The sequence below is a fragment of the Streptomyces sp. NBC_00846 genome (assembly GCF_045207325.1).
GTDB lineage: Bacteria > Actinomycetota > Actinomycetes > Streptomycetales > Streptomycetaceae > Streptomyces.
Genome location: NZ_CP108846.1, coordinates 7,513,599 through 7,532,926, shown reverse-complemented (window position 1 = coordinate 7,532,926; position 19,328 = coordinate 7,513,599). Strand labels below are relative to the sequence as shown.

Genomic DNA, 19,328 nt, shown 5'->3' with positions numbered 1-19,328 from the left:
TGCTGCTGACGCGCAGACCTCGGCACGCAGGGCGGGTCCGGTGCGGCGGGAAAGCCGCTCGGAATCGGAAAGAAGCAGTTGGGGAGCCGACATGCAACGAGACAGACTCAGAACAGCGGTCATGCTGTGTGCTGCCGCAACGCTTGCGATGGTGGCAGTACCGGCATCCGCTTCCACTTCCGCACGTCCGGCGTCGCCCGCTCGCGCGGTGGCCGTCGACTGCTTCTCGAATTCACAAGTACGCCCCGGTAACTTCCTGATCGCCTGCGGGGACGGCAACAACCGCCTCATCACACTGCGTTGGACCCAATGGGGAACGATGTCCGCCGTGGGAAGCGGACTAGACGCCGTGAATGACTGTCAGCCCTATTGCGCCGCAGGCAAGTTCCACACCTACCCGGTCGAGGTGCGGCTCGACCGCCCGCAGAGCTGGAAGAAGCATCCTGACCTCCAGCACTTCACCCGGCTTCAGCTCGTCTACACGGACAGCACACCGGCGCAGACGCACCGGGTCGTGACGTACAAACTCTGGGACTGACACACTCTGGGACCGATGAATCCACTCGTTCGCCGGCGGCCGGGCTACTTGGCCGCGGCGGCGGTGTTCGCCGTCGGGATGGCCGGGACCACCCTGCCCACACCGTTGTACGGGCTCTACCAGGAGCAGATCGGGTTCTCCGAGCTGATGGTGACGGTGGTCTTCGCCGTGTACGCCGTCGCGGTGATCACCGTGCTCCTGGTGGCGGGCAACTACTCCGACGAGGCCGGCCGCAGACCTGTGGTCCTGGGTGCCATGGCACTGTCCGCTGCGAGCGCGGGATGCTTCCTCCTGCAGAGCGGTCTTCCGCTGCTCTTCGTGGGGCGACTGCTGTCCGGCTGCGCGGCCGGGCTGCTGAGCGGCGCGGCGACGGCGGCCGTCATCGAACTGGCGGGTCCCGGGCAGAAAGCGCGTGCCGGTTTCGCCGCCACTGCGGCAAACATGGGTGGTCTGGGCTGCGGTCCACTGCTCTCCGGCCTCCTCGCGCAGTACACGCCCTGGCCGTTGATGCTGCCGTTCTGGGTCCACCTGGGGCTGGTGGGCGCGGCAACCGGGATCACCTGGCTCCTGCCGGAGACCGTGACGGAGCCGAAGCGGTGGCCGCGTCCGAAGCCGCAGGGAGTCTCCGTGCCTCCCGAGGTGAAAGGTGTGTTCACGCCCGCCTCGCTGGCAGCGTTCGCGGGCTTCTCGCTACTCGGGCTGTTCACGGCGGTGGCGCCGAGCTTTGCCACTCGGACCCTGGGTGTGCACAACCTGGCCGTCTCCGGCGCGGTGGTGTTCTCCGTGTTCCTCGCTTCGACCGTCGGGCAGTCCTTGACGCCACGGATTGGCGCACGCCTCGCGCTTCCCGTGGGCTGCGGCATCCTCGTCGTGGGCCTGCTGCTGGTGGCATCATCGCTGATCGCCGAATCCCTGCCCCTGCTCGTCCTCGGCGCGCTGTGCGGCGGCACCGGCCAGGGACTGGCCTTTCGCGCGGCGCTCACCCTGGTCAGCGGGGCGGCCCCGGCACGGCATCGTGGCGGCACCATTTCGGCGTTCTTCGTCGTCGCCTACGCCGGGATCTCGGTTCCGGTGGTCGGAGTCGGCGCCATGGCCATCCGGCTCGGACTGCGCCAGGCCGGACTGATCTTCACGGGCTGCGTGATGCTGCTGGCAGCGGGCGCGGGAACGTACGCCGCGCTGAGGCCGCCGCGCTGAACCGCTCATGCGGCACGGCGGATGTGGGCGACCGCGGGCAGCTGGACCGTACGGAAGTGAACGGGGGCCCGACCCCCGGCCACCGCCTGACATGGTGGCAGCCCCCTGTTCTCACAGGGGGCTGCCGGTGAATCCGATCTCTCTCTGAGAGGAGCCGTCCTCGTGGACCATGCTACGGCGATGGACGACCCGTGCCACTCCAGCAGTGACCGGCTGAGCGGAGACGGGGCTCCGGAGGATCCCGCAGGTCCGTGAGCCTGCGGCCCTGAGCCCCGCCGACATGCACGACCGGACGGGACGCCGAGCGGGTGACCACACCTCCGCCCACCCGCAGCAGGTGGAGGCTCTCGACTCCGGGACGGCCGGAGCACGACGCGCCTGCGCCGCCGAAACCGTCGGCACCCTCCTGGCCGATGCCGTGGCCGGCGTGCTGCCGCCGCCCTGGGGTACGTCCCAGGCGTTCCGGCGCCTCGTACGAAGCCGCAGCCGCCATGTCGTCGATGCCCGGAGGCTGGCCGCGATCGACCGGGCCGAACTGGCACGCGGCCGCGAAAACGGCCGTCCACGGGTCGAATTCGGCACAGTAAGAACTGGTCGCGGCGTCCAAGGGCGGCCGTCTGCGGCTGCCGGGCTGAACGCCCCAAGTCGCCGCCGGCGCGGCTCCGCGTTCGGGTTCACCACAAACACCCGGCGCCGCGTACGGCCCTGTTCCGTCGCGACTACTCAGCCGGGTCGTGCCGGTCGGACGGGCCCGTCGATCGGTCCAGCGCGTATACGGTGACCGGATTGCTTTTGACCGTGTCCTGGCGCCGCGGTGAGAAACCGAGACGCTCGGCCACCCTCGCGGACGGCTCGTTGCCCGGTCGGATGAGCGCGGTGAAGTAGTCCTCCTCGAGTGTGGCGAAGCCCCAGTCAAGGCACGCCCTGGCCGCCTCGGTGGCGTATCCGTGTCCCCAGTGCTCCGCCCGGAACGTCCATCCGAGCTCGACCTCGTCGAACTGTTCCCAGTACTGCAGGCCGCTTCGGCCGATGAGTTCACCGCTCGACCTGAGTTCGACCGCGCAGAGGCCGTGGCCCCGCTCGGCCCACTGACGCTCGATCACGGCGAGTCGGTCCCACGCCTGCTGACGGGTGTACGTTCCGACGAACCGGTTGACCCTCGGGTCCGCATGGAGGTCGACGAAGGCATCGACGTCCGAGAGCTGTAGTGGCCGTAGCGACAGTCGCTCAGTCTCGATCACATCTGTGAGCATAGTTCTGTGCGTCCCGTCGGCCCGCCCCGGTCCCGCCCGCTCACGCTACCGTGTGCTACCAGCGCTCTTGCGGCATCTGCCCTGGGATACGACGTCACTCGGTGCAGGCCGCGTCGGCGCCCGCCCATGTCCGCTTCCGAGCCTGCTGCACCGACTCTCATCTCCGCACCGTGTGCGGACCGCGCGACGACCCATGGAGAACACGTTGAGGACGAAGTTCCGTTCTCGTATCACCGCCCGGCTGGGGCGCACGTACCTGTCCAGGATCCAGAAGTACGGTATCGGCTCCTCAACGATCCGGCTGCTGCCCGAGAACCTGCTGATGCTGCTGCGCAGGGATGGCCTGGACCCGGTGGACAAACTGGCCGGGCTCCGGGCGACCGAGCCGGTGTCCAAGGTGTCGCTGCCGTTCGGCATGGATGTGTGGGTGGTCAGCGGCTACGAGGAGTCGAAGGCCGTGCTCGGATCGGCCGACGGTTTCAGTACCGACTTCGCCCATCTCGCCACGAATGCCGGAGTGGCGGCGGAACAGAGCCCCGGCGGGCTCGGGTTCAGCGATCCTCCCGTGCACACGCGGCTGCGCCGCATCCTGACCCCGGAGTTCACGATGCGGCGTCTCCGTCGTCTCACGCCCCGGATCGATGCCATCGTCGAAGAACGCCTGAACGCGATGGAAGCCCGTCGGGGCCCGGTCGATCTGGTGAAGGAGTTCGCGCTGCCGATACCCTCCCTCACGATCTGTGAGCTGCTCGGCGTGCCCTACGAAGACCGCCACGACTTCCAGCAGTTGGCCATGGACCGCTTCGATCTCTTCGGTGACACGACCGCTCCCTTCGGCGCCATGTCGGAGTCCCTGGCGTACTTCAGGGACGTGGTCAGGAGGCAGCGCGAGGCACCGGGCGACGGACTGCTCGGCATGATCGTGAAGGAGCACGGCGACAGCGTCGCCGACGAGGAACTCGCGGGCCTCGCCGACGGAGTGCTGACCGGCGGATTCGAGACAACCGCCAGCACGATCGCCCTCGGCTCCCTCGTGTTGCTGCGGAACGCCGACGTCTTCGAGCGGATACGGACGGACGACGCGGCCGCCGCACCGTTCGTCGAAGAGGTGCTGCGCTACCTCTCCGCGGTACAGCTCGCCTTTCCCCGCTTCGCCCGGCACGACATAGAGATAGCGGGCGTGGTCATACCCCGCGGCGACATGGTGCTCTGCTCGCTGAGCAGCGCCAATCGCGACACGTCGTACGTGAGCGACGGCGGACGCTTCGATCCGCACCGCAATCCCTCGGGGCATCTCGCCTTCGGCTACGGCATCCACCGCTGCATCGGCGCCGAACTGGCACGCATGGAACTGCGCTCCGCCTATCCCGCCCTGGCCCGGCGGTTTCCCCGGATGCGCCTCGCCGTCCCGCCCGGGGAACTGGCCTTCCGCAAGCTGTCGATCGTGTACGGCGTCGAATCGCTGCCGGTGCACCTGCGCTGAGCGGGCGTACGGAACTCACGTCCCCGTGGACCGGTCCGCCGGTCCCCGTCCTGCCAGATGACGTTGATCCGCTGCGGACTGCGGGACGTGCTGCCGCGTCGCCATTCGACCTCGCCGGTGGGGCGTACCAGGCGCAGGCCGGGGAAGCGGCCGGCGAGCCGGTGCAGGGACAGTGGGTGTGGGTCGCCTGCGTCAGGTGAGGGCCGCCGCGAGGATGGTGGCTGTCTGTGCGATCAGGTGGTCGTCCGCCCCTGCGTCCTTCTCTTGCCGGGTGGACAGCACAGCCATCACGATCGGCCCCCGGTGGGACGGCCAGGCAATGCCCACGTCGTTCGTGGTCCCGTAGCTGCCGGTGCCGGTCTTGTCGCCGACGGTCCAGTCCTCGGGAAGGCCGGCGCGCAGGCGGTTGCCGCCCGTCGTGCCGGCCAGCAGCCACCCGGTCAGCCGCTTCCGGTCTCCCGCCTCCAGGGCGTTTCCAAGTGTGAGCCTCGCGTAGGTCCGGCCAATGGCCCGGGGACTGGTGGTGTCGGTCAGCCGCCCCGGTTCCGCCGAGTTCAACTCGGGCTCCCAGCGGTCGAGAAGGGTCACCTCGTCCCCGATGGACCGGCAGAAGCGGGTGACGGACGCCGGTCCGCCGAGCTCCTCCAGCAGGAGGTTCGCCGCGGTGTTGTCGCTGTGCGAGATGGCCGCACCGCACAGGTCCTCGACCGTCATCCCGTGCGCGAGGTTCTCGGGCAGACCGGTCACGGGCGCGCCTCCCGACCTCTTGATGTCCTGCTCCGTGTAGTGAATGACCTGGGAAAGGAACGTCCCGTCATGGTCGAGGTCCCTCAAGACGGCCCCGACGGCCGGCGTTTTGAACACCGAACACATGGGGAAGCGCTCATCCCCCCGATGAAGGACGGCCCTGCCCGTCACCGTGTTCCACCCGAACACCCCCAGCCGCGCGGCATGCGCCCGCTCCAGGTCGTGCAGCTTCCGCGCCGCCCCGCTCCCCGGGCCGGCGGCGTACGCGGCCGATGTCATGGGGACGGTGGCCAGCGCCGCTCCCAGACCGCCGACGAGCATTGCCCGGCGTGACGCACCCCTGCTCGACTTCACGATCTCCCGCCTTCCTTAGTGGTACAGCCTGTCTACTCGTACGGTCGCGCTTCTTGCACACGACGCTTCCGGTGTCCCACCATTTTCGCCGCCCAATACTGCGCGAGGAGGTCAACCGCATCAACGAGGCCCTTTTCCGGGCCGTCACCGCGTCGGCAACGTGGCGCCCAGCACTCTCGTGCGGCGAAGTGCCGGCCGCCTCGACGGTACGCGTGCGCCACGCACGGCATCTCGACGCCCTTCACTCGGCGGTGCTGAACCGCTCCGTCAACTCCGTTTGCGGCAGCCGCTCCTGACGTCCACTCGACAGGGGCTGGTCAGGACAGCCATGGCGGGGAACACGGTTTCAGCCAGGCCGCGTTCGTCGGCAGGCCGGCCCCCGCACCTGGTCGCGGCGCCTGGTCCGCGACCGCGGTCACCAGCGGGCAGAACTACACCTTCCGCTGGCAGATCGAGGCACGGCACGCCACGACCGACTTCCGCTACTACATCACCAAGGACGCCTACGACCCCGCCAAGCCCCTCACCCGGGCCGACCTGGAGCCACAGCCGTTCCTGACCGTGCCCTTCGGCGGCCGTCTGCCGGGTTCCACGGTGAGCCACCCGGGATTCCTGCCACAGAAATCGGGCAAACACCTGATCCTCGGCGTCTGATCGCCGACACCGGTAACGCCTTCTACGCCTGCTCGGACATGACCTTCTGAGCCCGGCCCGCACCCGCCCGCGGACCGGCCCGGTGGGCGGGCGGGTGCGGCGAGCACGTCCTTGTGCGTGCCTCGCTCCCGCGCTCACCTCACCGTGGCGAGCCGGCCGTGCGCGTAGGCGGTGGTGGGACGGGCGCACGCCTCAGAACCGCACGAGCTGCCCTCTCACCCGTGAACACCGCCCCGGAGCAGCGCAACTCCCCCTGACGGTGCGCCCGTAGGCAGGCACACGCGCTTCCGTGCCGTGTGGGGGCGCGCTACTCCGGCCAGGGGGAATCCAGAATGGTGTCCACGAAGTCGCCCCGCTCGAATCCGGGTACGTAACGCTCCAGGACATCGGCCTTCACATTGCCGAAGGTCGTGTCCGGCTTGGCTTCGATCCCTTCGGTGAAGGCCCGGAGGATGCGCTGCTTGAAATCGGGGCGGGGATGGAGGGCGACGACCGACGCCCGGTCCGCGTCGCTGATGTCGGCGTACCCGATGCCGAGCACGTCGTACTCCACCCCCGCGGTCACCAGCGCGACCTCGGGCTCCATGAAGGCTGGAATTCCCGGCGTCGTGTGCAGTGCGATCGCCGTCCAGACGCGGCGGACGCTGTCCTCGGGCACACCGTGGCTCTGCAGGAATCGCCGGGCCTCGTCGGCGCTGTCCACCTCGAACCGGCGCCCACTGGTACGGAATTCCTCGTTGAGGCCGAGGTCGTGGAACATGGCGCCGATGTAGAGGAGCTCCGGGTCGAAGCTCAGCCCCTTGTTGCGCCCCTGCAGACTGCCGAAGAAGTAGACCCGGCGGGAGTGGTGGTAGATCAGGTCGTCGGTCGCGTCACGCACCAGTTCGGTGGCCGCGGTGGCCAGCGCGGTGTCGGGCACCGTCACACCGGTAGTAGCGGGGAGATCGGCACTGCTGGGCATGTGAACTCCTTTGTCGTACGGCAGCCTCGGCTCTCCTGCCCGATTCTTCGGGCTGCGGACCTCCCTCGCGCGGTCAGCGACCGGTGTCCGCGTCCCGGTACTCCGGGGAGAGGTGCAGATGGGCCAGGTCGTGCGGGACGGGGCCGTCGTGTCGGATGAGGGGTGCGCTCTCCCCGTCGGCGGCCGTGGCCGGGGCGTCCGTGAGGCGCAGACGTGTGCGCAGCCGCCCGTAGAAATCGTGCGGGCCGAGCCTGATCACGCGCAGACGGCGCGGGGCCGCGTACACCCCGAGCCAGTCCCCGGCGTCCAGTACGCCGCGCAGCTGCCCGTCGATCGTGACCGCGCCCTGCCCCGAATGGGGCAGGACCCGCACCGCGATCGGTTCGTCCGGCGCGACGACCACGGTGCGATCGAAGGTCATGTGCGGCGCGACGGGTGTGAAGAGGATGGCATCCATGCGGGGTGAGACGACCGGACCGCCTGCGGCGAAGCTGTAGGCGGTCGACCCGGTGGGGGTGGCCATGATGACGGCATCGGCCGAGTACGAGGCGAGGAGCCGGCCGCCGATGTACACGCCGAGACTCACCTGCCGGTCGCGTGCGAGCTTCTCGACGACGACATCGTTGAGGGCGGTGACGTCCAAGGCCACCCCCCAGCCCTCCGCCCCGGCCTCGACCTCCCGGTCGACCTGGGGAGGCGGCAGCATCGGGCGTCGTCCGTAGGCCATCAGAGCGTCGATGTCCTCGGGGACCTTCAGCACCCGGGAGGTCCTCATCGTCAGCGTCATGCGTTCCTCGACGTCCGCCCGCCCGCGGTGGACGGCGTCGAGTGCCCGGACGACATCCTCGACCGGTACCTCGGTCAGGAAGCCCACCCGGCCCAGGTCGATCCCGAGGACGGCGCCGTGGTTCTTGGCCGCGATCCTGGCGCCGCGCAGAAAGGTCCCGTCGCCGCCGAGTGTCACGATGAGGTCGGGGTTGCCCGCGACATGGGCCTCCTCCCGTCCACCGCGCCGACGTGCGTCGTCGCGCCACACGTCGATGTCCGTGCACGGAATGGCCTCGTCCGCGCACCAGTCGCGTACGACGCGCGCCGCGACGACGGCCTCGGGATGGCCCTGGTGGACGACGATTCCCACCCGCTCGACACTCATCTCGCTCCGACTCCCCGTGTTCCGATGTGGTGGCAGTGACGATGCCCTGACTCCACCTTGATGGCCCGTGGGTGCGCCCGCTCGGTCGCCGGGCCGCCGGACCGTCCGCGGTCAGGCGATCGGGCGCTACGGGAGCGAGGCGTGACACGGAGCGGGCGCGGCAGACTGGTGAGGAAGGGGTTCGTCCGCTCTTCGTGCACGGGAAGCGGCCGGGCCGCCTGTGGCTGCGGAGGCCGCGGCACCATCTGCTCGTCACTTCTCCTCCGGAGGACCGTCATGGCCGAGGTCGAGGCGTCGCGGCACAAGCGGCGGCGTTCTCTCACCGGGCCGGCCGGGGCCGTGGCTCTCGCCGCCGCCTCGATCGGCCTCTGGGCCACCACGGGGTCACCCACGCAGGCCGCCGATCTCCCGGCCCCCGATCACGTCGTGGTCGTGGTGATGGAGAATCACGGCTACAACCAGGTGATCGGCAGTTCGGACGCCCCGTACATCAACAACACGCTCAAGGCGGGCGGCGCCGACCTCACCCGGTCCTTCGCGCTCACGCACCCCAGCGAGCCGAACTACTTCATGCTGTTCTCGGGCTCCGACCAGGGCCGCACCAGGGACAGTTGTACGGGCGTCGGTTCCCTGGCCGCACCCAATCTCGCCGCCGAGCTGATCGCCGCCGGGAAGTCCTGGGCCAGCTACAACGAGTCGCTGCCCCGCCAGGGTTCGACGGTCTGCGGCAGCGGCGACTACACACAGCGGCACAACCCCTGGTTCGGATTCTCCAATGTGCCGACCGGCACCGCGAAGACCATGGCGCAGTTCCCGGCCGACTTCACCGAGCTGCCGAAGGTCTCGTTCGTCGTGCCGAACTTGTGCGACGACATGCACACGTGCCCGGTCTCCACCGGTGACACGTGGATCAAGAACAAGCTGGGTGCCTATGCCGACTGGGCCAGGACCCACGACAGCCTCCTGGTCGTCACGTTCGACGAGGGCGGCAAGGGGTCGGGCAACCGTATCCCCACCGTCCTCTACGGCGAGCACGTCATCCCGGGCATCTCCAGCGGTAGCACGTACAACCACTACGACGTGCTCCGCACCCTGGAGGACCTGGCCGGTCTGAGGACGCACGCGGGCAACGCGGCCTCGGCGTCCGACATCACCGGCATCTGGAAGTGACACCCGGGTGTCCCGCGGATTCCCGCAGCACCGACGCCGCCACCCCCGACGCCCGTCATGAGGTGACGGCGGCGCGGGGTGACGGCGGGGCCGGACGGACCGGGATGCGGGACGTCGGTCGCGGGCCCCGGTCGTCCGGTCAGTGCTGCACGTCCTCCGGAATGCTGACCAGCCAGCGGGTCTCCTGGCGGGGCCGCAGGTACAGCGCCCAGTAGAGGGTGGCAACCGCGGTGATTCCGCCGGTCCACAGCAGGTATTCGGTCTCCTGCTGAGTCAGGATGTACGCGAGCACGGCAATGAGCAGCACGGGGATCGCAGGCCACAGCGGCATGCGCCAGGCCGGTGCCTCGCGGTGCGCCCCGCGGCGGCAGAGCAGAGCGGCGACCGCGACCAGCAGGTACATGGCCGTGACGGAGACGCCGGTGACGCCGTACAGGGTGTCGAGGTTGACGAAGCAGAGCGCCGCTCCGGGGACGCCGACGACCAGGGTCGCGACCCACGGGGAGCCGAACCGGCCGAGCCGGGACAGGGCGTTGTTGACCGGCTCGGGCCATGCCTTGTCGCGGGCGGAGGCGAACAGGACCCGTGAGTTCTGGATGACCATCACGATGCCCGCGTTGATGATCGCGAGGGCGACGCAGAGGCTGACGAACGTGCCGACGGCCGAGTTGGACCAGGCGGCGACCATGGTGTTGAGGTCGCCCGAGGTCAGGGCCGCGAGGTCCGGGGCACCGAGCGTGATGGCGATGACCGGGACGAGGATGACCGCCGTGGAGATGGCGAGGGTGGCGAGGACGGTACGGGCCACGTTGCGCCGGGGATTCTCCAGCTCCTCCGAGAGGTAGACGGCCGTGGAGAAGCCCTGGGTGATGAAGAGCGCGATCGCCAGCCCGGAGATCACCATCATCGCGGTGACCGTGGAGCTCGTCCCGCTCGACGAGGCGACCGAACCGTGCACCAGCGCGGAGGCTCCGCGCTCGGAGTGCGCGAAGCCGAGAACGGCGACGACGCCGGCCGCGATCACTTCCAGGACGAGGAAGATTCCGGTGATCCAGGCGTTGGCGCGCAGGTCCAGGAGGCCTGCGAGGGTGGCGAGCACCATGACTCCGGCGCCCGCGAGTGGGGTCGGTATCTGCACCACGGGAGCGAGGTAGTCGGCCGTGCCCATGGCGATGACCGGGGGCACGATCATCACGACCAGCAGGGAGAGCACGAAGACGAGCCACCCGGCCAGCCGTCCCGCCATGGTCGACACCATGGCGTACTCACCGCCCGCACTCGGGATGAGGGTGCCCAGTTCCGAGTAACAGAAGGCGACCGCGATACAGAGCAGCGAGCCGATGCCGATGGTCAGGGCGGTGTACGTGCCGAGGCTGGAGAACAGGTCCGGTACGACCACGAAGAGTGTCGAAGCGGGCGTCACGCAGGAGAGCGTGAGGAGTGTTCCGCCCACGACGCCGATGGAACGCTTGAGCTTCTGTGGGGTGGGGCCGGTCGCGGGGGCCAGCGCCTGGGGAGCGCTGAGCGTTTCGGTCATCGTGCGATTCCGATCAACAGGTGCGGTGACTGAGAACGGGAGCGGTATCGCCTCCAGACGAGGACGTAGTGAGCGTTTTCTTCGCTCCCAGCGCGACATGCAATCCCGACGAGTTCCGCAGGTCAAGAGCTGTTCACCTACGAAATTCGTTGTTTCGGCAAGCCGATACAACGGTTTGTCGTTGAAAGTGCGTCACTCTGCTGGATATCGACGGGTGCGGGAACCGCAGCGGGATCCGATGGAAAATTTTGCCCGTTCCAGGATCCGGAAAGGCGGGAACGTCCCGGAGCACCGCGGAGGGCGGAGGGCGGACGACAGAGGGTGGAGGGCGGAGGGCGGAGGGCGGAGGGCGGAGGGCGGAGAACGACCGACGACCGACGGCGGACGGCGGACGGCGGACGGCGGACGGCGGAGGACGCGCGTCGACCGGGCTGTGAGCGCCCGCGCTCCGACTGGGGGTGCGCATCCATGGACTTGGTGCCAGCCTGGAGTCATGGCTTGGGCGTCATGGACGACTCGCGGTGTGTTCTCCGGGCATGGTGGCGTGCTGACGGACGAGGTCGGCGTCCTGTCCGGGGACCTGACGGTTCACACGACCTGGGCCGATGACATGGCCCAGGTGACAGTGCAGTACACGGGTGCGATCGACTGGTTCACCATGTCGGGCAGCCCCGTGCCGTGCTGCTCCGAGGACGACAGCCGTCGTCTCCACGACGCGGTGGTGAAGTCCGTCCGTGAAGGAGCGGCGGCCAAGGTTCCCAGGCCACCGCCCAGCAGGCTGGAGTAGGTACCTCTGCCCCTGGAAGCGGCCGAACGGCGGTCCCTGACCGGCGGGTACGGTCCTTCACGAGAGGCCTGCTCGGCCCTCCGTGAACCCGTGAACCCGTCGGCCCTGAACCGCCGCCAGGAGCCGTTGTGCGTCAGTAGGCGCCGAACACGTTGTCGATCGAGCCGTACCTGTCGGCCGCGTAATTGCACGCTGCGGTGATGTTGGCGACCGGGTCGTAGCTGTCCATCGACGTGCCGGGCACGTGGTAGGCGCGGAACGTCGGGTCGATGATCTGCAGGAGCCCCTTGGACGGCGTTCCCTTGGCGGCGTTCGAGTCCCAGTTGTTGATGGCCCGGGGGTTGCCGGAGGACTCGCGCATGATGTTGCGGTGGATGCCGTCGTAGCTGCCGGGTATGCCGCGCTGGGCCATGACGGCCAGCGACTCCTTGATCCAGCCGTCCAGGTCATTGGTGTACTTGGCGGGGGCGGCGGCAGTGGTCGACACCGCGACGGTGTTCACGGCCGATACGCCGGTGGACGTGCCGGCCACGGCCTTGGCGCCGAGGGTCAGCTTCATGCCCGGGTGAATCAGCGTGGGGTCGGAACCGATGGTCTCTCGATTGTCCGCGTACAGCTTCTGCCAACCACCGCTTACGGAATGCCCCTTCGCGATCTTGGAAAGGGTGTCACCCGCGATCACGGAATAGATGGTGGGCGCGGCCTTCTGGGCGGAGATTCCCTTGGCTACGGCGGCCGGTGCCGTGGCCTTTGTGGTGGCAGCCTGGGCCGGCGCGGCCGAAGCGAATCCGGCGCAGACCAGCGGCAGCACGAGGGCGGCTCCGCCCGTGGTCGCGGCAATGAAACCGCGGGTCCGCGAAGTGGGCTTGCGACGACGATACTCACCCGTTGTGGGCATGGCGAATTCCTCTCCGTCGCCTACGAGGTGAGCTGTCGGGTTCAGGCTGGAGATGCCTGGCCGCATGCAATTGCGACTTCACCCCGAGCCATACCGGATACCGGTTCGGCGGCTTACCTGGGTCCCCCGCTCCTGCCGTACGTGAGTGGGTTGGTCGGATTCTCGGACGGCGGCAGGATTCGGCGTTCCGTCCGGATTGACGGTGACCGTAGGCGAGAAATACCGAAGGGAACAAGCCCCTATTTTTTGATCACAATTCATTTGCAAGATCGAATCACGGAAGGGGAAGTAAGCCACCTCACATCGCCATGCCAAATTTCCTTGCACAGAAGGGAAGCGGGTGACGCTCCACGACATCGCGAGGCCTGAAAGTGACTCACACCACGCAGCTTCAGAAACGGGCATACCGGACAGCGTCGAGAGATCGCAACTCCCCCCAAATGCCCCTTTGTTACCCAAGAGCCCATGTCTAACGAAAGAGCACATATGGGACATTTGGCTGACTCTTCGCCTGTTCTCGCTCCGGTGCACCACCGTCGGGCCGGCCACACCCGGCAGGACCGGCCCCCGACCCCTCGCGCCACTCCCCCGCACGGCATCGAGGCGTTGCCTTCCGCCCGCCTGATCGCTAAGGTTTCGAGCTGTCCTGTTGTCTCCGATAGAGGTGGACGTTGCGCATCTGAGGTTCGCGATCATCGCGCCGTACGACTCCGGTCGTACGCCCGTCACGCAGTAGCAGTGTGTTGTCCTGCCCGTGACCCCGCGTGGATGCGACCTCGGGTGCATGAGCCGTCCCTCGATCTTTCGGACCGCCGCGCCTGTTCCTGTTTCGGTCGCTGCGTGGTGCTCGCATACGAAGCCCCCTTCACCGCGCTCACGACTGCGAGGATCACCATGGCGACACCCACCACCCCCAGTGCCTCCCTCACCTGCTCCGCCCTGTCCTTCCAGTGGCCGGATGGCACGACCGTCTTCGACGGGCTCTCGCTCAGCATCGGCAGGGGCCGCACCGGCCTCGTCGGCAACAACGGCGCGGGCAAGTCCACACTGCTGCGCCTGCTGGCCGGCCTGCTGCGCCCCGCCCAGGGCTCGGTGACCGTCGGCGGCAGCCTCGCCCACCTTCCTCAGAACATCACCCTCGACACGACGCTGCGGGTGGACGAAGCCCTGGGCATCGCCGAGCGGCGCGACGCGCTACGCGCCATCGAGGCCGGGGATGTGGACGAGAAGCACTTCGAAACGATCGGCGACGACTGGGACGTGGAGGAACAGGCCCTCGCCACGCTGGGATCGCTCGGGCTCGGATACCTGGAACTGGACCGCACCGTGGGCCAGATGTCCGGCGGGGAGACCGTCCTGCTGCGGCTGGCCGCCCTGCTGCTCGAACGCCCCGACGTCCTCCTGCTGGACGAACCGACCAACAACCTCGATGTGTTCGCGCGCCGCAGGCTCTACGACGCCGTCGACAACTGGCGCTCCGGAGTACTGGTCGTGATCAGCCACGACCTCGAACTACTCGAACGCGTGGACCGCATCGCCGAACTGCGCGCCGGATCCGTGAGCTGGTACGGCGGTGGCTGGTCGGCCTACCAGGAGGCCCTGGCCACCGAACAGGAGGCCGCCGGACGGACGTTGAGGGCCGCGGAGGCCGACGTGCGCCGACAGAAACGCGAACTGGAGGAGACCCAGGTGAAGCTGGCCCGCCGCCAGCGCCAAGGCAGGAAGGCGGAGGCCGACGGGGGCCTCCCGAAGATCCTCGCCGGCCGCCGGAAGCGGTCCGCGCAGGAGTCCGGGGGCAGGCTTCGCGGCGTGCACGAGGAGCGGCTCAGCGAGGCGCGCGAACGCCGCGAGGAAGCCGCGGACGCGGTACGCAACGATGCCGAGATCCGCGTGAGCCTTCCCCACACCGCCGTTCCCACCGGCCGCACCGTGCTGAGCCTGCACGAACTGCGGCCCCGGTTCGGCAGGCTGCGCCGGGGCAGCCTCCATGTGCACGGGCCCGAACGCATCGCCCTTGTCGGGCGCAACGGCGCCGGCAAGACCACGCTGCTGCGCACCCTCACGGGCGAGCTCACTCCGCTGTCCGGCGAGGCCAGGACGTTCGTACCGCTGCGGTTCCTTCCTCAGCGGCTCGATGTGCTGGACGAGGAGCTGAGCGTCGCGGCGAACGTGACCCGCATGGCTCCCGGGGTCACCGACAACCACATCCGCTCCCAGCTCGCGCGCTTCCTGTTCCAGGGGAAGCGCGCGGAACAGCCGGCGGGCACCCTCTCGGGCGGAGAGCGCTTCCGTGCCGCGCTCGCCGCGACGATGCTCGCCGCACCGGCCCCGCAGTTGCTGATGCTGGACGAGCCGACCAACAACCTCGACATCGCCGGTGTGCGTCAGCTGACCAGCGCACTCCAGTCGTACGAGGGTGCGCTGCTGATCGCCGGTCACGACCTGCCGTTTCTGGAATCGGTCGGCATCACCCGCTGGCTGCTCCTCGGGGAGGAGCTCCAGGAGACCACCGCGGAGGAGGTGCGCGAGCGGCTCACAACGCCGGAAGCGGAGCAAGTGGAGGCGTAAGCGCCGGACCGGCAGGAGCACGGCAGGGAGTGCGGGCCTTCAATAGGACGAAGGCCCGCACCCGTGCCAGGGGTCAGAGCCTGGCGATGATCTTGTTCATCTTCGTGATCTCGGCGGTCTGGGCGGTGATGACGGCGCCGGCGAGCTTCTTCGCGTCGGCATTGCTGCCGTTCTTCCGCTCGTCCTCGGCCATGGTGACCGCACCCTCATGGTGGCCGATCATGAGCTGGGCGAACTTCTTGTCGAACGCCTTGCCCCGGGCACCTTCGAGGTCACTCATGTCCTCGTCGGACATCATCCCCGGCATCCCCGAACCGGCGTCCGAGCCATGGTCCATGCCGGGCATGTCACCCATCGAGGACGAGGACTCGGGCAGCGGCTTGCCCCAGGACGTCAGCCAGCCCTTCATGGTGTTGATCTCGGGGTCCTGGGCCTCCTCGATCGCGGCGGCCAGCTCCTTGATCTCGGCGTCGGCGGCGCGGCCGTCGGCCAGCTTCGCCATTTCGACGGCCTGCTGGTGGTGCGGGATCATCTGCTGCGCGAACTTCACGTCCGCGTCGTTGAACGCGGCACCGGGCGTGGCCGGCACGGAGGCGCCGACGGAGCCGTGGTCCATGCCAGGCATGGACGAGCCGTCGGAGTCGGAGCCTTCGGAGGAGCCGCAGGCCGCCAGCGTCAGGGCGAGTGCGGCGACGGCGCCGACGGCCGCGAGCGTGCGGCGACGGGCAACGGTATGGAGGGAAACGGACATCACACGTTCTTTCCAGGCGGATCGCGCCACATCGGTGGCGCGCGAAACGGACAGGATGCTCGGGCCGGCCCGGCCGTAGGGCCGGGAACCGGCGGACAGCCGTCACGTCCGCGCTACGCACACCTGGAGCAGTAGTTCTCTGCCGGCGAGCGGCGGTCCCCGCCGTGCCGGTCCTTGCACCGCCGGACGCAGCCACCCGGGCACCCACACGGCCAGGATCACCAGACCCAGCGCCATCAAGAGCGGCAGCAGCCGGTCGCGGGCGTGGGTGGATACGCACGACTCGCCGTTCATCCCGGTCACGGCGGCGTCCGCCCGGGGGATGCCGTGCTCTTCCGGGACGGCCGTATGAGCGGCACCGGCCGCCATGGGCATGGGCGGGTTCGAGACCACGGCCATGCCACCGTGACAGCCCTCGGCGGCGCTCGCCGGGGCCCCGTGCATGAGGAACAGCCCGCACAGGACGGCACACAGCACGAGCAGCCGGGACATTCCCGGTGTGCGCGTCCGGCTGCGATCCACGGCTGCCTCGAATTCCCGGTCGTACGAGTCCTGCGGTACCGGCCCGACGATACCCCCACCGGGTTCCCCCGCCCTGCCGTCGCACCCGGCACCGCCGGGCGACGTGCTCGGCCGCCGTGCCCCCCAAAGCCATCTGCGTACGGACCGCGGCAGGACGCCCTGCTCGTACGGGGCGCGTACGAGGACGAACGGCCCCGGCGTGCGAGGCACGGTGGCTCACCCGTCGTTGCGGGCGCGCGTCCAGGCGGCGTCGCGCAGCAGGCGCAGCCCGTTGAGGCCGACGATAACGGTGGAGCCCTCGTGCCCGGCGACACCCAGCGGCAGCGGCAGCGTGCCGGTCAGGTCCCAGATGACGAGGCCGGTGATGAAGACGGCCGCGATCACCAGGTTCTGCACCACGAGGCGGCGGCACCGGCGCGAGAGCGCCACGGCAGTGGGGATGGTGGCGAGTTCGTCGCGGACGACGACGGCGTCGGCGGTCTCCAGGGCGAGGTCGGAGCCGGCTCTGCCCATGGCGATACCGGTGTGGGCGGCGGCCAGTGCCGGGGCATCGTTGACCCCGTCCCCGACCACGAGGACCTTCCGTCCGGCGCTCTCCAGTTCCTTGACGGCGCGCACCTTGTCCTGTGGCAGCAGACCGGCCCGGACGTCGCCGATCCCGGCCTCGGCGCCCAGGCGAGCGGCGGCGCGCGGATTGTCGCCGGTGACCAACACCGGTGTGCTGCCGGTGAGGGCGGTGAGTCGGGTGACGGTTTCCGGGGCGTCGGTGCGCAGCCGGTCGGCGATGCCCAGAGCGCCGACGGGTGTGCCGTCGAGGACCACCAGCACGGCGGTACGGCCGTCTTCCTCCAGTTGTGCGGCGAGTTCGGCGGCCCCTTCGTGCGGGCGGCCGTCCAGCAGACGGGCAGGGCTGCCGACGGCAACGGTGCGGCCGTCCACCGTCGCGATGACGCCGGTACCGGGGGTGGAGACGAAGTCCGTCACGGCGGGCGGCGCGAGACCGCGCGTCCGGGCCGCGTCGGTGACGGCCCGCGCGAGGGGGTGCTCGCTGGGGTGCTCGGCCGCCGCCGCGAGGGTGAGCAGGGCGTCCGTGGTCAGGCCGGGGACGGCCAGGGGGCGGATGTCGGTGACGTGTGGGGTGCCTTCGGTCAGGGTGCCGGTCTTGTCGAGGGCCACGGCGTCGACCTGTCCGAGGCGCTCCATCACGACGGCGGACTTGATCAGCACACCGTGCCGTCCCGCGTTGGCGATCGCGGACAGCAGCGGCGGCATGGTGGCCAGGACCACGGCACAGGGAGACGCCACGATCATGAAGGTCATCGCCCGGAGCAGCGTCGGCTGCAGGTCCGCGCCGAAGGAGAGGGCAGGGCGAACAGGGCGAGGGTGGCCGCCACCATGCCGATGGAGTACCGCTGTTCGACCTTCTCGATGAACAGCTGGGTGGGAGCCTTCGTCCCGGAGGCCTCCTCGACCATGGCGACGATCCGGGCGATCACCGAATCGGATGGATCACGCTCCACCGCGACCCGTAGCGCCCCGGTGCCGTTCAGCGTCCCGGCGAAGACCTCGTCGCCCTGCTCCTTGGCCACCGGCAGCGGCTCGCCGGTGATGGTCGCCTGATCGACCTCACTGGCCCCGTCGAGGACCCGGCCGTCGGCGCCGACGCGCCGGCGGCCGGTGACGCGGTCGCCGCCATCGTCCGCTGAAGCCGGGCAACGAAGATCTCTTTCGACAACGTCGACGTGGACTGAACCAGGCGCCGGTCACGCCCATTCATGGAATGTGCCGGGCGCCGTCGCCGGCGTCCGCGCCACCGAATGCGGGAGCGATTCTCTGCGTCTACGCTCACGTGTGGATCCATGCCGCCAGCGGTCGTGCACCCGGTCAGGAAGCGAGATGCCCATGGAGCGGCTCAAGGCGTCGGGATTCGTCGGGGAACTCTCGGCGGAATTCCTCGGCACGATGATTCTCATCCTGTTCGGCTGCGGCGTGGTGGCCCAGGTCGTGGCGGGCGGAGCACTCACCGAACCGCCGGGCGGCCTCGGGAATCACGACAGCATCGCGTGGGCTTGGGGGCTCGGAGTCACTCTGGGTATCTATGTGGCGGGCAGACTGAGCGGAGCCCATCTCAATCCCGCGGTGACTCTCTCGCTCGCCGCTTTCAAGGATTTCCCCTGGAAGAAGGTGGCTCCCTACACCGTCGCGCAGTTCGCCGGGGCGTTCATCGGTGCGTTACTGGTGCGTTGGAATTACACCGAGGCCCTGGCCAAGGTGGATCCCGGACACACCATCAAAACACAATTCGTCTTCTCCACGCTGCCTGCCAACGGCAACCCCGCACTTCCTGTCCACGAGTGGGGCGCGCTGCGGGACCAAGTCATCGGCACCGCCATTCTCGTACTGCTGATCTTCGCCGTCACGGATCTGCTCAATACGCCGCCGGACGCCAATCTCGGCCCGTTCATCGTGGGTCTCATCATTGTGGCCATCGGTATGGCGTTCGGGACGAACGCCGGGTACGCCATCAATCCGGCTCGTGACCTCGGGCCCCGGCTCGCGAGTTTCCTCACCGGCTACGGAGGGGCGTGGCGGGACCAGTACGGGAATCTCTACTTCTGGGTGCCCATCGTGGGCCCGCTCGTGGGCGGCCCGGTCGGCGCTTTCCTCTACCAGGCATTGATCGGCCGCTTCCTGCCCGCAGCGGAAGCGGAGCCGGAGGGCACCCTTCCCCTGCCTCCGGAGAATTGACGCCCGG

Annotated in this window: 15 protein-coding genes, 5 pseudogenes and 1 riboswitch; of the genes and pseudogenes, 11 read left to right on the top strand and 9 right to left on the bottom strand. The window is 69.1% G+C overall.

Annotation, left to right across the window (positions count from 1 at the left end; genetic code table 11):
* Window positions 1–349 precede the first annotated feature (349 nt).
* The 3 genes and pseudogenes from OG936_RS34645 to OG936_RS34635 form a co-directional block, all read left to right on the top strand.
* A complete protein-coding gene (locus tag OG936_RS34645; RefSeq protein WP_406499791.1) occupies window positions 350–538 on the top strand; it encodes a hypothetical protein in 189 nt (62 codons plus the stop codon).
* Window positions 539–553: 15 nt separating this feature from the next.
* Complete coding sequence (locus tag OG936_RS34640) at window positions 554–1,735, top strand: MFS transporter (RefSeq protein ID WP_406499790.1); 1,182 nt, start codon at window positions 554–556, stop codon at window positions 1,733–1,735.
* Window positions 1,736–2,087: 352 nt separating this feature from the next.
* Window positions 2,088–2,370, top strand: a pseudogene (locus OG936_RS34635) (ferredoxin-NADP reductase); the annotation flags it as partial.
* Between the two features lie 84 nt (window positions 2,371–2,454).
* Here the strand turns inward: OG936_RS34635 and OG936_RS34630 are convergent.
* Entirely contained in the window at window positions 2,455–2,976 is a 522-nt protein-coding gene (locus OG936_RS34630) for a GNAT family N-acetyltransferase (RefSeq protein WP_406499789.1), read from the bottom strand.
* Between the two features lie 205 nt (window positions 2,977–3,181).
* Here OG936_RS34630 and OG936_RS34625 point away from each other — a divergent pair, with 205 nt between their 5' ends.
* On the top strand, window positions 3,182–4,471 hold the full coding sequence (locus OG936_RS34625; RefSeq protein ID WP_383755121.1) for a cytochrome P450: 1,290 nt from the start codon (window positions 3,182–3,184) through the stop codon (window positions 4,469–4,471).
* A 192-nt stretch (window positions 4,472–4,663) separates the two neighbouring features.
* On the opposite strand, the gene bla is transcribed toward OG936_RS34625, so the two are convergent.
* Window positions 4,664–5,539 carry a class A beta-lactamase gene (bla, locus tag OG936_RS34620; RefSeq protein WP_406500734.1) on the bottom strand — a complete coding sequence of 292 codons (876 nt, stop codon included), beginning with the start codon at window positions 5,537–5,539 and terminating at the stop codon, window positions 4,664–4,666.
* An 86-nt stretch (window positions 5,540–5,625) separates the two neighbouring features.
* Between bla and OG936_RS34615 the strand changes: the two genes are divergently transcribed.
* Both OG936_RS34615 and OG936_RS34610 read left to right on the top strand, forming a co-directional pair.
* The gene (locus OG936_RS34615; protein WP_406499788.1) at window positions 5,626–5,868 is read left to right on the top strand and encodes a hypothetical protein; all 243 of its coding nucleotides are present in this window, start codon (window positions 5,626–5,628) and stop codon (window positions 5,866–5,868) included.
* A 19-nt stretch (window positions 5,869–5,887) separates the two neighbouring features.
* Window positions 5,888–6,276: pseudogene (locus tag OG936_RS34610) on the top strand (lytic polysaccharide monooxygenase); the annotation flags it as partial.
* Window positions 6,277–6,533: 257 nt separating this feature from the next.
* On the opposite strand, the gene OG936_RS34605 reads toward OG936_RS34610, so the two are convergent.
* Both OG936_RS34605 and OG936_RS34600 read right to left on the bottom strand, forming a co-directional pair.
* Window positions 6,534–7,187 carry an HD domain-containing protein gene (locus OG936_RS34605; protein ID WP_406499787.1) on the bottom strand — a complete coding sequence of 218 codons (654 nt, stop codon included), beginning with the start codon at window positions 7,185–7,187 and terminating at the stop codon, window positions 6,534–6,536.
* Between the two features lie 73 nt (window positions 7,188–7,260).
* Entirely contained in the window at window positions 7,261–8,340 is a 1,080-nt protein-coding gene (locus tag OG936_RS34600) for an NAD(+)/NADH kinase (RefSeq protein WP_406499786.1), read from the bottom strand.
* Window positions 8,341–8,616: 276 nt separating this feature from the next.
* Here OG936_RS34600 and OG936_RS34595 point away from each other — a divergent pair, with 276 nt between their 5' ends.
* Window positions 8,617–9,510: an alkaline phosphatase family protein gene (locus tag OG936_RS34595; protein WP_406499785.1), complete on the top strand. Its 894-nt coding sequence runs from the start codon at window positions 8,617–8,619 to the stop codon at window positions 9,508–9,510.
* A 139-nt stretch (window positions 9,511–9,649) separates the two neighbouring features.
* On the opposite strand, the gene OG936_RS34590 is transcribed toward OG936_RS34595, so the two are convergent.
* Window positions 9,650–11,047, bottom strand: a complete 1,398-nt coding sequence (locus OG936_RS34590; protein WP_406499784.1) for an APC family permease — start codon at window positions 11,045–11,047, stop codon at window positions 9,650–9,652.
* Window positions 11,048–11,540: 493 nt separating this feature from the next.
* Between OG936_RS34590 and OG936_RS34585 the strand changes: the two genes are divergently transcribed.
* Window positions 11,541–11,834 (top strand): hypothetical protein, encoded by a 294-nt coding sequence (locus OG936_RS34585; protein WP_406499783.1) that lies wholly within the window; start codon window positions 11,541–11,543, stop codon window positions 11,832–11,834.
* 133 nt (window positions 11,835–11,967) lie between these two features.
* Here OG936_RS34585 and OG936_RS34580 read toward each other — a convergent pair whose 3' ends face one another.
* Complete coding sequence (locus OG936_RS34580) at window positions 11,968–12,732, bottom strand: transglycosylase SLT domain-containing protein (RefSeq protein WP_406499782.1); 765 nt, start codon at window positions 12,730–12,732, stop codon at window positions 11,968–11,970.
* 4 nt (window positions 12,733–12,736) lie between these two features.
* Window positions 12,737–12,899, bottom strand: a riboswitch (cyclic di-AMP (ydaO/yuaA leader).
* 298 nt (window positions 12,900–13,197) lie between these two features.
* Here OG936_RS34580 and OG936_RS34575 point away from each other — a divergent pair.
* Window positions 13,198–14,241: pseudogene (locus tag OG936_RS34575) on the top strand (ATP-binding cassette domain-containing protein); the annotation flags it as partial.
* Window positions 14,224–15,103, top strand: a pseudogene (locus tag OG936_RS34570) (ATP-binding cassette domain-containing protein); the annotation flags it as partial. The pseudogenes OG936_RS34575 and OG936_RS34570, both read left to right, overlap by 18 nt.
* A gap of 270 nt (window positions 15,104–15,373) precedes the next feature.
* Here OG936_RS34570 and OG936_RS34565 read toward each other — a convergent pair.
* The 3 genes and pseudogenes from OG936_RS34565 to OG936_RS34555 all read right to left on the bottom strand — a co-directional run.
* Window positions 15,374–16,051, bottom strand: a complete 678-nt coding sequence (locus tag OG936_RS34565; protein WP_406499781.1) for a DUF305 domain-containing protein — start codon at window positions 16,049–16,051, stop codon at window positions 15,374–15,376.
* A gap of 102 nt (window positions 16,052–16,153) precedes the next feature.
* On the bottom strand, window positions 16,154–16,783 hold the full coding sequence (locus OG936_RS34560; protein ID WP_406499780.1) for a hypothetical protein: 630 nt from the start codon (window positions 16,781–16,783) through the stop codon (window positions 16,154–16,156).
* Between the two features lie 6 nt (window positions 16,784–16,789).
* Window positions 16,790–18,264: pseudogene (locus tag OG936_RS34555) on the bottom strand (heavy metal translocating P-type ATPase); the annotation flags it as partial.
* Between the two features lie 211 nt (window positions 18,265–18,475).
* Between OG936_RS34555 and OG936_RS34550 the strand changes: the two are divergent.
* On the top strand, window positions 18,476–19,321 hold the full coding sequence (locus OG936_RS34550) for an MIP/aquaporin family protein (RefSeq protein ID WP_383755097.1): 846 nt from the start codon (window positions 18,476–18,478) through the stop codon (window positions 19,319–19,321).
* Window positions 19,322–19,328: the final 7 nt, after the last annotated feature.

Excerpts from the sequence above, each read along its gene's own strand:
- OG936_RS34625 (WP_383755121.1), top strand. The coding sequence starts at position 3,182 with ATGGAGAACACGTTGAGGACGAAGTTCCGTTCTCGTATCACCGCCCGG.
- bla (WP_406500734.1), bottom strand. The coding sequence starts at position 5,539 with ATGCTCGTCGGCGGTCTGGGAGCGGCGCTGGCCACCGTCCCCATGACA.
- OG936_RS34595 (WP_406499785.1), top strand. The coding sequence starts at position 8,617 with ATGGCCGAGGTCGAGGCGTCGCGGCACAAGCGGCGGCGTTCTCTCACC.
- OG936_RS34585 (WP_406499783.1), top strand. The coding sequence starts at position 11,541 with ATGGCTTGGGCGTCATGGACGACTCGCGGTGTGTTCTCCGGGCATGGT.
- OG936_RS34590 (WP_406499784.1), bottom strand. The coding sequence starts at position 11,047 with ATGACCGAAACGCTCAGCGCTCCCCAGGCGCTGGCCCCCGCGACCGGC.
- OG936_RS34605 (WP_406499787.1), bottom strand. The coding sequence starts at position 7,187 with ATGCCCAGCAGTGCCGATCTCCCCGCTACTACCGGTGTGACGGTGCCC.
- OG936_RS34580 (WP_406499782.1), bottom strand. The coding sequence starts at position 12,732 with ATGCCCACAACGGGTGAGTATCGTCGTCGCAAGCCCACTTCGCGGACC.
- OG936_RS34565 (WP_406499781.1), bottom strand. The coding sequence starts at position 16,051 with ATGTCCGTTTCCCTCCATACCGTTGCCCGTCGCCGCACGCTCGCGGCC.
- OG936_RS34600 (WP_406499786.1), bottom strand. The coding sequence starts at position 8,340 with ATGAGTGTCGAGCGGGTGGGAATCGTCGTCCACCAGGGCCATCCCGAG.
- OG936_RS34640 (WP_406499790.1), top strand. The coding sequence starts at position 554 with ATGAATCCACTCGTTCGCCGGCGGCCGGGCTACTTGGCCGCGGCGGCG.
- OG936_RS34550 (WP_383755097.1), top strand. The coding sequence starts at position 18,476 with ATGGAGCGGCTCAAGGCGTCGGGATTCGTCGGGGAACTCTCGGCGGAA.